Below are 14,993 nucleotides of genomic sequence, written 5' to 3' on the forward strand. Positions count from 1 at the left end.
AAGTATTTATAACAAGGATTTAATCATGACCAAACAAGTTCCTATTTCATTTGAATTTTTCCCATCTAAAACCGATGTAGGTGCAGAAAAACTCAAAGTTGTGCATCAAGAATTACAACTTTTAAATCCAGAGTTTTTTTCTATCACTTATGGTGCAGGTGGTTCTACTCGTGAACGTACTTTATCGACCATTAGCGACTTCAATGGCAAAGGCACACCTGTAGCGCCGCACCTGTCTTGTATTGGTGATGACAAAGCGCGTATTGCTGAATTGCTTGATATTTATAAAGCACAAGGCATTGACCGCATTGTGGCTTTGCGTGGTGATTTACCTTCAGGTCAAGTTGGTTTAGGCGAATTGCCGTATGCCTCTGACTTGGTACATTTTATTCGTGAACATTCAGGTGATCATTTTCACATTGAAGTTGCGGCTTATCCTGAAATGCATCCACAAGCCGATCACTTTGATCAAGACATTAAAAACTTTGTCACCAAAGTAAATGCAGGTGCTAATGCTGCCATCACCCAGTTCTTTTTTAATCCAGATGCGTACTTCTACTTTGTAGAACGTATTCAAAAACAAGGTGTGAATATCCCTGTTGCACCCGGCATTATGCCAATTACTAATGCCAGCAATTTAATTCGCTTTGCAGATGGTACAGGTGCAGAAATTCCACGCTGGATTCGTAAGCAATTAGCAACCTATGGTGATGACACAGCTTCAATCAAAGCCTTTGGTCATGAAGTGATTATTAAACTGTGCGAACGCCTGATTGCAGGTGGTGCACCAAGTTTGCATTTTTACACCATGAACAACACCGAACCGACTCGTCAATTAGTGACAGATCTTGGTTTGGCTTAAGCTGTATTTTTCATATTTATTGACTTGAACGAGTAATCCCTATGCCCCGTTTTTATATTGAGGCTGAATTAGCAGTAGATACGCAAGTTGAACTGACTGAAACAGTATTTCATCACTGGGTGAAAGTACTACGCGCACAAGTCGGTGAAACCGCCACCTTGTTCAATGGGCAAGGTGGTGAATATGAAGTGGAACTGGTTGAAGTTACCAAAAAAACAGCGCAAGTGCAGATTAAAAGTTTTAATCCAGACAATCGCATCCCAAGCTTTAGCGCCTTATTAGGACAAGTAATGAGCAAAGGCGATCGTATGGATTATGCGATTCAAAAAGCGGTAGAGCTTGGCGTAACTAACATTCAGTTGCTCACCTCTGAACGCTGTGAAATGCGCTTAAAATATGACCGCGATCAAAAAAAATTAGATCATTGGCAAGGCATTGCCATTGCAGCCTGTGAACAATGTGGCATGAATATCGTACCGAAAATTTTAGCCCCACTACGTTTAGAGGACTGGCTGAATAGTGACCTTCCTACCACCAAATTAGTGTTAGCACCGAATAAAGATCAAGTCGATGTGCTAAACAATGTCAGTAAAGATTTGGCTTTATTAATTGGGCCTGAAGGTGGTTTAAGCGAAACAGAAATTAGCGCTGCCAATGCGGTTGGCTTTCAAAACTGGTGTATTGGTACTCGGGTATTACGCACTGAAACCGCACCTGTGGTTGCTTTAGCTCTCTTAAATTATCGCTTGGCCGAGTAATTTATCCGTTTTTACAGAAATCGATTGCCAATAACATTGCAATTTATAAAGTACAGGATTAATCTCGAACAATATATTAAAAAATTTGCATAAAATTTAAACACAAAACAGCAATATTTTATGCATGAAAGTGATGTTATTTAAAAATATAAATGATGGAATCATTTAACTAGATTTTGGGGAAGTATGTCAGACGCTCAAGATGAATTGTTGCAGCAATACTTAGATGCTGCGCAAATCACCAATACCATTCGGCTTATTCGATTCTTTTTGGTCAGCATCCTGATTGTTTGCCTGTATGTGTTTTTTATTTATCAAATTTCTTTCTCACATTCATCACCTTACTTCAATATCTGGTTTATTCTCACTGAACTGACCATTGGTTCGTGTTTACTGCTCACAGCAATTCACTTTAAAGCGGGACAATATCAACTCCAACAAGCACATCGTTGGTTAAAATTGGTGTGTTTCTTGATCGGAACAGCAATCGCGGTTGGGGTAAGTTTACTGTATTACTTTTTACCTCAGCAAAACCCTGAACTGAGCAACTATGAAGCGATTATTTTAGCGGCCTTATTAATTATTGTGAGTCAAACCTTTGCCCTCACCTTTTTAACGCAGCGCTTGAGTTATTTTTGCTGGGTATTCATTCCAGTGATTACACCCTATATTGCCGCACAGTTTTTAGTTCACTCCGAAACTTCCGCCTTCTTTTTTCTCGCGACAAATTTTGCCTTAATTACCTTACTGATTTGTGCCAATACTTCAATGCATATGCATCGTCGGTTATCGAGCGTCAATTTTAAAAACGACCAACTCAAAAAAGCCGCAGAGCAACAAGTTGACTGGACAGATCAACTCCGCCAACAATTGCAAGTGGAAATGAACAAATCTAAAGATATTGAATTGCAACTGCAATTTAACAATCAAATGCTGGAACAAAAAATTAGAGAACGTACCTTTGACTTAGAACAAACCCATCTAGACTTAATTAAACAACAACATAGTTTAATTTTGGCACATGAAGCCGCAGGTATTAAAGCGTGGGACTGGAATATCCGAGAAAGAAGGATTGTCTTTGGCACTGGCTCACAGCAAACTCGTTTAAAAAATTCCAAAAAGCATCGGAATAAATTACAGCAATTAATTCACCGTGATGATATTGCACACCTTCATCAAACCATGAAAGAGCATTTACGTGGTCAGACAGAACGCTATCAAGCCACATATCGCATACAACATAATTCAGGTCAATGGTATTGGGTGCATGATATTGGGCGAGTAATTGAGCGTGATCCTGTCACCAATAAACCTTTACGCATGGTCGGGGTTCGCCGTGACATTCACCAAGAACGGATTGCACAAGAACGCTTAAAACTCACTGCTAGCGTACTTGAACAAGCGGCTGAAGGTATTTTTATTTTAGATGAAAACCTGCGCTATATTGAAAGCAATCCATTCTATGCACAAATGAGTGGATTTCAACGTGACCATATTATAGGTAAATATCTGTTTGATTTAGTCAAATCCAACAAAGCAAATCCACGCATGACACAAGAGGAAATTGTTCAACAATTACTCAGCAAGGGTGAATATCATACTGAAAGGAATATAAAATTCCGCTCAGGAAAAGAATTAGAAGTTCGTATGCATATCAATGCAGTCAAAGATGAGCAAAACCGTATTATTAATTATATTGGAATTGTGTCTGATTTAACCGAACATAAACTACAAGAACAGCGTTTATCCTATTTAGAAAATTATGATGCGCTGACCGATCTCCCCAATCGTTTTTATTATAATTATCAACTACATCAATATCTTATTTCACAGCAAGATTCATTGCAGCAATTGGCGGTCATTCGACTCAATATTGACCGTTTCAGACCTTTAAACGAATATTTAAGCAATAATGGTGGCGATGAATTACTCCGCCAAGTGGCGCAGCGTTTACGTATCACCAATGCCGAAGCGCTGTTTGTTGCACACTTAAATGGCGATGATTTTGCAATTGTTTATGAAATTTCTCATATTCGCCCTTCAATCGAAGAGCACTGTGAACGTATCACCAAAGCCTTTAATTTGCCGTTTAATGTACAGGGACAAGAACATATTATTACCCTATCGATGGGGGTTTCCCTCTATCCTGAACATGGACGCCAGTTGGATTATCTAAATAATTGTGCTGAACAAGCCTTGTCTGAGGCTAAGCGTTTAGGTGGCAATACCATTAAATATTACACTTTAGACAACACCAAACTGCTAGAGCAGGATGTACATTTAGAGCGTGACTTACGCCAAGCCATTAAAAATGATGAATTAATTGTATATTATCAACCTAAAATTGATTTCCATAATTATCAGGTGATCGGGTTTGAAGCATTGGTGCGCTGGCAGCATCCAACCAAAGGCATTATTCCACCCAACCTATTTATTCCTATTGCAGAACAAACCAGTTTAATTTCCGATATTGGTCGGGTTGTAATTCAACAAACTGCCAAGCAAATTCGTGAATGGAATCTGTTAGGTTTTGATCATATCCAAGTATCGGTTAATGTAGTTGCACAACAACTGCAACGTGGTCAATTGCTGCAAGATTTAGATGATGCGATTAATACCTATCAAATTTCAGGTGTAAGCTTAGAATTAGAAATTACCGAATCCTCTTTAGTGGAAAACTCCACAACCGTGAAGTCTTTATTAGATGAAATTAAACAACGTGATATTCATATCGCCTTAGATGATTTTGGTACAGGCTATTCTTCACTTTCTTACTTAACAGACTTCCCAATTGACAGTTTAAAAATAGACCGTAGCTTTGTTTCTAAAATTGGGAATACCAAACAAGAAGCCATTGTTAGTGCCATGATTGCTATGGGCAAAGCCATGGGCATGAGTGTGGTGGCTGAAGGGATTGAAACTGAGCAACAACTGCAATATTTGCAGAATTTAAATTGTGATATTGCGCAGGGGTATTTATTCTCTAGGCCTTTGCCTGAAAGTGAAGCGACCCAATTTCTAAAAGCCAATTTAGTATCGCGCGCTTATCGCTCCTTAATCTGAAACTAGACCCAAAAGCTCTAAGTTTGTTCTAAAAATAAACAGTGACGTCTGTGCTAAGGGGGCAAGTAATGGTATATTCGATAAGATTCATAAAAAAACCACCAGCATCGCTGGCCAACTTGTCACACACGAGATTCAGATGGACGATCAATCATTAAAACAGCAGGCACTTTACTATCACGAATTTCCAACACCAGGAAAAATCAGCGTTACTCCAAGTAAGCAGCTGGTCAACCAACGTGACTTAGCGCTCGCTTACTCACCAGGTGTCGCAGCACCATGTTTAGAGATTGAACGTGATCCTTCAACAGCTGCACTTTATACCGCTCGCGGTAACTTGGTTGCTGTCGTTAGTAACGGTACAGCAGTATTAGGTTTAGGTAATATCGGTCCTTTGGCGTCTAAACCTGTGATGGAAGGTAAAGGCGTACTCTTTAAAAAGTTTGCTGGTGTCGATGTATTTGACATCGAAATTGCTGAAAATGATCCAGACAAAATTGTAGATATTGTTGCAGCACTAGAACCAACTTTTGGTGGTATTAACCTTGAAGACATCAAGGCACCAGAATGTTTCTACATTGAGCAAAAACTTCGTGAACGCATGAATATTCCTGTGTTCCACGATGACCAACACGGTACGTCAATCATTGTAGGTTCTGCCCTACTCAATGCCTTGTTACTTAACGGCAAGAAGATTGAAGAAATCAAAATCGTTGCTTCAGGTGCAGGTGCAGCCGCACTGTCTTGTTTAGACCTGTTGTGTGCATTGGGCGCGAAAAAAGAAAATATCATTGTTGCAGATTCGCGCGGTCTAATCACCACCAAACGTGAAGGTTTGGATGACTCGAAAAAACGCTATATGCAAGACATTGAAGGAACGCAACTTGCTGATGTAATTAGCGGTGCGGATATGTTCCTTGGTCTTTCTGCAGCGGGTATCTTGACCAAAGCTATGGTCAAAGAAATGGCTGAAAATCCAATTATCTTTGCTTTGGCTAACCCAGACCCAGAAATCTTACCTGAACATGCGCATGAAGTACGTCCAGATGTGATTATGGCGACTGGTCGTTCGGACTACCCGAACCAAGTTAACAACGCACTTTGCTTCCCGTATATTTTCCGTGGTGCATTAGACGTTGGCGCAACTACCATCAACGAAGAAATGAAAATTGCTTGTGTACACGCAATTGCACGCATGGCACACATTGAAGCAGATGCTGCGACTTATGGTGAAAAATCTGCATCATTCGGTCGTGACTATTTAATTCCACGTCCACTTGATCAGCGTTTAATTCTTGAAATTGCACCTGCAGTTGCTCAAGCGGCAATGGATTCAGGTGTAGCAAGTCGTCCAATTCAAGACTTCTCTGCATACCGTCAGCGTTTGTCTGAGTTTGTATATAACTCGGCATTTATGATGAAGCCTATTTTTGCTCAAGCAAAAACTGACCCTAAGCGTATTGCTTATGCAGAAGGTGAAGACTTACGCGTACTTCGTGCAGTACAAATTGCAGTGGATGAAGGCTTGGCTAAACCAATCCTTGTAGGTCGTACCTCAGTGATTGAAGCGAACATTAAAAAGCTAGGTTTACGTCTGGAACATGGCGTGAATATGGAAATTGTAGATCAGGAAAACAACCCGAACTACGAAAAATTTGCAGATGATTACTACACCATCATGCAGCGTAAAGGCGTTACACCTGAATACGCGCAGCGTGAAGCACGTCGTCGCTCTACCCTCATTGCAGCAATGTTAGTGAAACATGGTTTAGCCGATGGTATGTTATGTGGTACTTATTCTAGCTACGATATTCACCTTGATTTCGTGAAAAATGTGATTGGTCTAAAAGAAGGTCGCACTAACTTCTTTACCCTTAACGCATTGATGCTTGAAGATCGCAACTTGTTCATTGCCGACACTTATGTCAACACTAACCCAACTGCTGAACAGTTGGCTGAAATGACACTTTTAGCGGCTGAAGAAGTACGCCGTTTTGGTATGACACCACGCGTTGCTCTACTTTCTCACTCAAGTTTTGGTTCTGACCAACAAGACTCTAGCGCACAAAAAATGCGTAAAGTCTTTGAAATCTTGAGTGAGATTGCACCTGAGCTTGAAGTTGAAGGTGAAATGCACGGTGATGCAGCATTAGACGAAAATATTCGTCAATTTGCTTTCCCGGACTCACGCTTCAAAGGTTCTGCAAACTTGTTGATTATGCCGAACTTAGATGCTGCCAATATTTCATTTAACTTGTTGAAATCGACTTCAGGTAACAATGTTACGATTGGCCCTATCTTGTTAGGTGCAGCAAAACCTGTACATATTTTGACTCCGACTGCAACGACACGTCGTGTTGTGAATATGACTGCCCTCACTGTTGCTGAAATTCAACAAACAGCACAAGTTAAAGCATAAACCTATATTTCTGAGTGACTGACTCAGAATTATAGACTTGAGAAAACCTCTATTCTGTAGCATGATTGCTTGAAGAATAGAGGTTTTTTCATGCAAGTTTATTTAGTAGGCGGTGCAGTTCGAGATCACTTACTCGGGCATCCCTATCACGAAAAAGATTATGTTGTCGTTGGCGCAACGCCCGAACAACTTTTGGCTCAAGGCTTTCAACCTGTGGGCAAAGACTTCCCTGTTTTTCTTCATCCTGAAACCAAAGATGAATATGCACTTGCTCGCACTGAGCGCAAATCTGGACACGGTTATCACGGTTTTGAATTTCATACCGCCCCAAGCGTGACCTTAGAAGAAGATTTAATCCGTCGTGATTTAACCATTAACGCCATGGCAATGGATAGTGATGGCAATGTCTACGACCCTTACGGTGGACAGCAAGATCTGTGCAATAAAGTGCTGCGCCATGTTTCCAATGCTTTTGTAGAAGACCCGTTACGGGTGCTGCGTATTGCTCGTTTTGCAGCACGTTATCATGCTTTAGGCTTTGTTGTTGCACCTGAAACCTTGTTATTAATGCAAGAATTGGCAGAATCTGGTGAGTTACATGCGCTGACACCTGAACGCGTATGGAAAGAAACTTCACGTGCCTTAATGGAAGCACGTGCCGATGTTTATTTTGAAACATTGCGTGCCTGTGGTGCTTTAAAAGTTTTATTTCCTGAATTAGATGCTTTATTCGGTATTCCACAGCGTCCTGAATATCACCCTGAAATTGACAGTGGTGTGCACACCATGATGTCACTACAACAAGCCTGTCGTGCCAATTACTCACTCGATGTACGCTTTGCAGTATTATTGCATGATTTAGGCAAGGCCTTGACCCCTGCCGATGAATTACCACGGCACATTATGCATGAAGAACGTGGGATTCGACCTGTAACGGAAGTGTGTGAACGCCTGCGCGTACCGACCAATACCAAACAACTTGCACTTGCTGTATGTAAAGAGCATTTAAAATGCCACCAAGCATTGAGCTTAAAGCCTGGCACGTTATGGCGCTTATTACAGCGTTTGGATGTCTTGCGTCGTCCTGAGCGTGTAGAAGCCTTTGTACAAGCCTGTGAATGTGACTCTCGTGGGCGTTTAGGTTTGGAAGATCGTGACTATCCGCAAGCGAGCTATATTTTGGAAGCGATTCAAGTGGTACGCAGCATTAAGGCGCAAGACTTACCTGCCGATGTCCAAGGCCCCGATATTGGTGAAATGCTGATTGAACGACGCATTAAAGCGATTGAGCAATTAAAGGCACGTCACTTGGCTGCTACTGCTTAGGCTATTTAAGTCTATAGAACGTCATTACATGCGTTCTTTGATCTATCATTCTTAACCTATTTAAGTCAGCCTAAATTTCTGATCGAAAAGCCGTAATCTTCTAAAATATAGAAGCTACGGCTTTTTAGCTCAAATAAATCCTTCTTGAAATAAGAAACTGTCTTTTGCTTTTAGGCAAGCTGCGCAGGAAAGCTAATCACTTGCTCTAAACGCATCTGCTCAGTTGCAATCATCAATAAGCGATCTATGCCCAAGGCGATACCTGAACATTCAGGCATGTTCGGCAACGCAGCCAATAAATATTCATCAATTGGCATCACATGTAAACCAAGTTGTGCGCGTTCTGCATTATCGGCTTCAAAACGAGAACGCAGCACAGTAGCATCAATCAATTCATCATAGGCATTGGCAAGCTCTAAACCTTCGATATATAGCTCAAAACGGGCTGCGACCAATTCCCCATCATCATCTGTTCTGGTTTTAGCCAAAGATGCTAATTCAGGTGGAAAATCGGTTAAAAATACAGGAGCATCAAAGCCCAAACTTGGTTCTACAAAATGTGAAAACAATAGGTCGATGTAGCCTAGACGGTCATCACCAAAATCCAGATGCAAACCCACACGATGACAGCAGTCTTTCAATTGTTGCAGACTTGCCTGTAAAGGATTTAAATCCAAACGATCCATAAATGCGTGTTTATAACTCAACACTGTTGGACGTACTTCGCCAAAGCGTTGTTTTAACGTCAGATTAAGTAAATCTGTCACCTCAAACATAAGCTCTTTCAGGCTAAATTCGGGACGATACCATTCCAACATGGTAAATTCGCTGTTGTGTTTACGTCCATGCTCATCATCACGAAAGACTTTACAAATTTGATAAATAGCACCACTACCACTGGCCAATAAACGCTTCATGGCAAATTCAGGTGAGGTCTGTAAATAGTGCGTATGCAATTTGCCCTGCACATGGCGCTGTGCTTGCACTGAAGCCAAATGCACATCTGTCACTCCTGCCTGTGACAAAATTGGCGTTTCAACTTCAAGTACTTCACGTTCCGCAAAAAACTGGCGTATTTGTGCATACAATTGTGCACGTGCGCGCATGCTGTTTAAGTCGCAAGTTGGTTGATATTGGAGATTTGAACTCATGCTTGCGGGCCTCCGTGTGCTGCCCATTCACGACGCAGAGGATAGGTTTTTCTTAAATGATCAAAAGCCTGCTGCTCAACTTTGCCCGCTTTGACACAGGCACGTAAATTGGCATCATCCTGTGCAATATCATAAATTTGACTTAAATGTGCATGCAGACTATTTTTCAAATCTTGGGTTTTGAAATATTGCGCGCAGCTTGGCAATTGAGTTTCAAATTGTTTTGTGGCATCTAAACCAAAATTTTCACAAAAAGCCTGATAAATCATTTGTGTGCCGCGTGCCTTGCCTTCTAGGCTATACCCTGCAATATGCGGGGTTGCCAAAGCAAGCAAATCTAATAATTCTGCAGAGATTTCAGGTTCATATTCAAAAACATCTAATACCACTAAACGCTGAGTATGTTGAATATCCTGCATTAAAGCCGCTTCTTCTACCACTGGCCCACGCGCTGAATTAATCAGAATGGCTTGAGGCTTCATACATGCCAAACGCGCTGCATTAATTAAATGATGAGTAGGATGTTCACCAGTTTCTGTTAATGGCACATGAATGGAAATTGCATCTGCCTGTTGTAATAGTTCATCTAAGTCACATTGCTGCACATTGGGCAACTGCACAAATGGATCGTATGCGATGACATCCCAACCTAATAATTGTGCCATTTTGACCAAGCGCGAGCCGACATTGCCCAGTCCAATAATGCCAAGTTTAAAGTTTTGATTGGCATGTAGTAATTCAGGCTCGAGATGAAGCAATGCGGTAATCACATACTCACTCACCGCCTGCGCATTACAACCTGCCGCATTTGACCATGCAATGCCCTCCTGCTCGATGGCTGGGATATCAAGGTGGTCTGTGCCAATGGTCGCGCTGCCAATAAATTGAAGCGCGGTCTGTTGAATCAATGCTGCATTCACTTGGGTGACGGAACGAACTAGCAGCGCATCAGCATCTTGCACATCTTGATGCGTTAGACGGCGTCCAGCCTTGTGCTCTATTTCTGCCAAATCTGCAAAGAAATAATCGGTATATGCCAGATTTTCATCTGCAATGATTTTCATAACGCCATCCCATGTGTGTTTGCTTGTTTATGATAGCTTGAGTTGTCTAGGATGACTATGCTAGTTGTTATGGATGCAGAATTGTTAGACAGCAATCCAACGTTTTTTGAGAGAAGTATACAGATTTATATAAGCTCGTAAGTTGGCATAAAAAAATCAGCCACCTTCCGGTGGCTGACTGCTAAAGATTAAGCGAGTGAAAGCTTAACCAATAAATCTACGCGCATTGCGGAACATACGTAACCATGCACCATCTTCAGTCCATTCTTCAGGTTTCCAAGAATGTTGAAGCGCACGGAAATTACGTTCAGGGTGCGGCATCATAATTGTTGCACGACCATCTTTTGAAGTTACGCCTGAAATACCTTCTGGCGAACCATTCGGGTTCATTGGATAATGTTGAGTCGCATTTCCGTGGCTATCGACATAACGTAAAATCACTTGGTTACCTGCATTTAAGGCTGCCAAATTAGCTTCAGGTGCAACGACACGACCTTCGCCATGCGCCACCGCGATTGGTAAAATCGAGCCTTCCATATCTTGCAATAATACAGAATTCGATTTTTCCACGCGTACATTAACGCTACGCGCTTCAAACACTTCTGAGGTATTACGATGGAAACGTGGCCACGCTTCTGCACCTGGAATGAGTGGTGCTAATTGTGACAACATTTGACAACCGTTACAGATACCCAGTGAGAATGTTTCTTGACGGTTAAAGAATTTCTCAAACTGGTCACGTAATTTCGGGTTAAACAAGACTGACTTTGCCCAGCCACCGCCCGCACCTAAGACGTCACCGTAAGAGAAACCACCACACGCCACTAAGCCTTCAAAGTCGTCTAAATCGACACGTCCTGCAAGCAAGTCGCTCATGTGTACGTCAACGGTGTTAAAGCCGACTTTGTCAAATGCTGCCGCCATTTCTACATGACCGTTTACACCCTGTTCACGTAAAATCACCATATTAGGACGACGTGTATTGATGTACGGCGCTTCAACTGGCTCATTTAAGTCGAATGTCGGTTGAGCAATCAAACCTTTGTGGTTCTTATCTGTAATCAAGGCAAATTCTTGATCAGCAGTTTCTGAGTTGTCACGTAAACGCTGGATTTGGTGAGATACTTCACTCCAAGCCGTTTGCAAGTCAGCACGTTCAAGCACCAAGCCATTTACAGCAAGTTGATCTGTGTTATTGACTGTACCGACTACCGAAATTGCATCTTTCAGAGTAGATGCAGCAACTTCAGTAGCTAACTCAGCCCAATCTGCTTTAGAAATTTGTAGTACTGCACCAATTTCTTCCGCAAACAATGCCGCAACCGATTGATCTTCTAACGCCACACCTAAACGTGAAGCGAACATCATTTCTGTTACAGTTGCCAATAAACCACCATCACCAATGTCGTGATAAGCTTGAATCAAGCCACGGTTATTCCAGTCTTGTACCAAAGCAAAGAATGCTTTGAATTCGTCAAAGTTATCGACATCTGGTGTTACTGAACCAATAGCTTTATACACTTGCGCTAAAATTGAACCGCCTAAACGGAACTGACCTTTAGACAAGTCAATACGTACCAATACTGAATCGGTATTTTTCAATTCAGGGGTTAGTGTTTTACGTACATCGGTCACTGGTGCAAATGCAGTAATTACACCTGACATTGGTGAAGTTACAGATTTATCAACACCTTCGTCATTCCAAGTGGTACGCATAGACAATGAGTCTTTACCTACTGGAATTGCAATTCCTAGCGCAGGACACATTTCCATACCAATGGCTTTTACACCTTCAAACAAAGCTTGGTCTTCGCCTTTTTGACCTGCTGCTGCCATCCAGTTTGCAGATAATTTAATGTCGCTGATCTGGTCAATTTTGGCTGACATGATATTGGAAATAGATTCTGCCACTGCCAAACGCGCAGATGCTGCAGGGTTTAATAAAGCTACAGGTGGACGTTCACCCATCGCCATTGCTTCACCTGTAAAGCCTTGCAAGCTGGTAGTGGTTACTGCTGCATCTGCAACAGGCACCTGCCATGGGCCAACCAACTGATCACGTGCAACCATACCTGTAATTGAACGGTCACCAATCGTGATTAGGAATGATTTAGAAGCAACAGTTGGATTCTTGATGACACGGTAAATCGCATCTTTCAGATCAGTAACTTGAGCTGCATCAAAATCATCACCTTGACGCTCAATGCTTTCATAAGAACGGCTCATGCGTGGCGTACCACCTAACAAGACCTGCATTGGCATATCTACAGCTTTGTTATTGAACAGTGGATCTTCAACCGTTAAATGACGCGCTTCTGTCGCTTCACCCAATACTGCAAACGGACAACGCTCACGCGCACAGATTGATTCAAATAATTCTAAAGAACTTGGACGGATGGCCAATACATAACGCTCTTGCGCTTCGTTTGACCAAATTTCCATTGGTGACATGCCTGGTTCTAAAGATGGAATCTTACGCAAATCAAGTACAGCACCTAGTTCGTGATCATTCACCAACTCAGGCATTGCGTTCGAAATACCACCTGCACCCACGTCATGCACTGATACGATTGGGTTAGCATCTTCCAAACGCCAGCATGTATCAATCACTTCTTGGCAACGGCGTTCCATTTCTGGGTTTTCACGTTGTACTGAAGCGAAGTCAAGATTTTCACCCATGGTTCCGCTATCTACAGAAGATGCAGCGCCACCGCCTAAACCGATCAACATCGCAGGGCCGCCTAAAACGATTAATAAATCGCCTGGCTGAATTGGGTCTTTTTCGACATGGTCTGGACGAATGTTGCCGTAACCACCTGCAATCATGATTGGTTTATGGAAGCCTTTTACTTCACCATTCACGTTTTGCTCGAAAGTACGGAAGTAACCATTTAACGCAGGACGACCAAATTCGTTGTTAAACGCTGCACCGCCCAATGGGCCTTCAATCATAATTTGTAATGGCGATGCCATACGTGAAGGCTTGCCATAGTTTTCTTCCCAAGGCTGTTCAAAACCAGGAATATTTAAATTCGATACTGTAAAGCCTGTTAAACCTGCTTTTGGTTTACCACCACGACCTGTCGCGCCTTCATCACGGATTTCACCACCCGAACCTGTCGCAGCACCTGCAAATGGTGCAATTGCAGTTGGGTGGTTGTGTGTTTCCACTTTCATAAGAATGTGGGCAGCTTGGCTCTTATATTTATAAACGTAGTGACCTGTTGCAGCATCTTTTTTCGGATAGAAACGCTGCGTATCAAAACCAACAATCACCGAAGCGTTGTCTTTGTAAGCCGACAATACGTCTGTTGGTGATTCTTTATAAGTATTTTTGATCATTTGGAACAATGATAATGGCTGTACTTCGCCATCAATTGTCCATTCAGAACCAAAGATTTTGTGACGGCAGTGCTCAGAGTTGGCTTGTGCAAACATCATCAATTCGATGTCATGCGGATTACGGCCTAACTTGATAAATGCTTCAGTTAAATAGTCAATTTCTTCATCAGATAAGGCAAAACCAAACTCACTGTTGGCTTTTACCAATGCCGCTTTGCCTTCACCCAAAATATCAATGCTATTTAAAGGCTTTGGTTCAGTTTCAACAAATAACGCTGCTGCATCATCAATGTGGTTAAACACACTTTCGGTCATACGGTCATGCAATACTTGTTTTACTTCGTTTGAAACGTCTGCAATACCTTTTAAGGTAAACAAAACACCGCGTTCTAGGCGGTGTACAGGCGTATTACAGTTGGCAAAAATATCGGTTGCTTTTGATGACCAAGGAGAAATTGTGCCCACACGTGGTGTCACTAAAATTTGAACTTCATCACTTGCAGCTTGGCGTAATTCAAAAGATGCACCATCGTTTAAAAGCTGTAAAGCAGATTGCTGTTGTTGCTCGTCGAGCGCTCGGTCAAATAAATAAACCCATTGGCTATCGAAAGATTGAACAGAACTCATTGACGCTAAACGGTTTAAGAGTTGAGTTTTCTTAAAAGATGAATGTGCAGGTGCACCGGCAACGATAAACATGCTGATTTTGGCTCCACGGGCTGATCTTTTGGACCATGCCACAATGTGACTTGAAGAGAGCGCATATTCTACTGTGAAATGCCATAATCAGCTAGATGGAAAATGGTTTTCTTGGCGCGTTTCGGCAGTAAAACTTCCGAATGTTGCTTTAAAGACTCTATTTCAGATCAATGTATTCTAGATTCGCGCTTTAAATTGCACAAAGCACTCTCACTGTGCAAATTACTGAATGATTGATGCTGTTTTTATTTTCTATGCCATATCTATTTAAACGCAGATGCTCTCAAAATCAGGACATGACGCTCAACT

General features: G+C 41.9%; 8 protein-coding genes. 5 read left to right on the forward strand and 3 right to left on the reverse strand.

Annotated features, from left to right (window positions below):
• Nucleotides 1-25 precede the first annotated feature (25 nt).
• From metF to C3Y93_RS05055, 5 genes are all read left to right on the forward strand, one after another.
• The gene (gene metF, locus C3Y93_RS05035) at nt 26-862 is read left to right on the forward strand and encodes a methylenetetrahydrofolate reductase [NAD(P)H] (protein ID WP_104852279.1); all 837 of its coding nucleotides are present in this window, start codon (nt 26-28) and stop codon (nt 860-862) included.
• Between the two features lie 41 nt (nt 863-903).
• Nucleotides 904-1,620 (forward strand): 16S rRNA (uracil(1498)-N(3))-methyltransferase, encoded by a 717-nt coding sequence (locus tag C3Y93_RS05040; RefSeq protein ID WP_004972758.1) that lies wholly within the window; start codon nt 904-906, stop codon nt 1,618-1,620.
• Nucleotides 1,621-1,806: 186 nt separating this feature from the next.
• A complete protein-coding gene (locus C3Y93_RS05045; RefSeq protein WP_104852280.1) occupies nt 1,807-4,683 on the forward strand; it encodes a putative bifunctional diguanylate cyclase/phosphodiesterase in 2,877 nt (958 codons plus the stop codon).
• Between the two features lie 139 nt (nt 4,684-4,822).
• Complete coding sequence (locus C3Y93_RS05050) at nt 4,823-7,102, forward strand: NADP-dependent malic enzyme (protein WP_104852281.1); 2,280 nt, start codon at nt 4,823-4,825, stop codon at nt 7,100-7,102.
• A 90-nt stretch (nt 7,103-7,192) separates the two neighbouring features.
• Nucleotides 7,193-8,428 (forward strand): multifunctional CCA addition/repair protein, encoded by a 1,236-nt coding sequence (locus tag C3Y93_RS05055; protein WP_104852282.1) that lies wholly within the window; start codon nt 7,193-7,195, stop codon nt 8,426-8,428.
• 170 nt (nt 8,429-8,598) lie between these two features.
• Here C3Y93_RS05055 and epmA read toward each other — a convergent pair whose 3' ends face one another.
• The 3 genes from epmA to purL all read right to left on the reverse strand — a co-directional run bounded on the left by epmA (nt 8,599) and on the right by purL (nt 14,684).
• Entirely contained in the window at nt 8,599-9,579 is a 981-nt protein-coding gene (gene epmA / locus C3Y93_RS05060; protein ID WP_104852283.1) for an EF-P lysine aminoacylase EpmA, read from the reverse strand.
• Nucleotides 9,576-10,643, reverse strand: a complete 1,068-nt coding sequence (locus C3Y93_RS05065; RefSeq protein WP_104852284.1) for a 4-phosphoerythronate dehydrogenase — start codon at nt 10,641-10,643, stop codon at nt 9,576-9,578. The genes epmA and C3Y93_RS05065 overlap by 4 nt, the downstream gene beginning before the upstream one ends.
• 204 nt (nt 10,644-10,847) lie before the next feature.
• Nucleotides 10,848-14,684, reverse strand: coding sequence for a phosphoribosylformylglycinamidine synthase (purL, locus tag C3Y93_RS05070; RefSeq protein ID WP_104852285.1), 3,837 nt, complete (start codon nt 14,682-14,684; stop codon nt 10,848-10,850).
• Nucleotides 14,685-14,993: the final 309 nt, after the last annotated feature.

The organism is Acinetobacter sp. SWBY1 (assembly GCF_002946595.1).
Lineage (GTDB): Bacteria > Pseudomonadota > Gammaproteobacteria > Pseudomonadales > Moraxellaceae > Acinetobacter > Acinetobacter towneri.

Excerpts from the sequence above, each read along its gene's own strand:
- metF (WP_104852279.1), top strand. The coding sequence starts at position 26 with ATGACCAAACAAGTTCCTATTTCATTTGAATTTTTCCCATCTAAAACC.
- C3Y93_RS05040 (WP_004972758.1), top strand. The coding sequence starts at position 904 with ATGCCCCGTTTTTATATTGAGGCTGAATTAGCAGTAGATACGCAAGTT.
- C3Y93_RS05045 (WP_104852280.1), top strand. The coding sequence starts at position 1,807 with ATGTCAGACGCTCAAGATGAATTGTTGCAGCAATACTTAGATGCTGCG.
- C3Y93_RS05050 (WP_104852281.1), top strand. The coding sequence starts at position 4,823 with ATGGACGATCAATCATTAAAACAGCAGGCACTTTACTATCACGAATTT.
- C3Y93_RS05055 (WP_104852282.1), top strand. The coding sequence starts at position 7,193 with ATGCAAGTTTATTTAGTAGGCGGTGCAGTTCGAGATCACTTACTCGGG.
- epmA (WP_104852283.1), bottom strand. The coding sequence starts at position 9,579 with ATGAGTTCAAATCTCCAATATCAACCAACTTGCGACTTAAACAGCATG.
- C3Y93_RS05065 (WP_104852284.1), bottom strand. The coding sequence starts at position 10,643 with ATGAAAATCATTGCAGATGAAAATCTGGCATATACCGATTATTTCTTT.
- purL (WP_104852285.1), bottom strand. The coding sequence starts at position 14,684 with ATGTTTATCGTTGCCGGTGCACCTGCACATTCATCTTTTAAGAAAACT.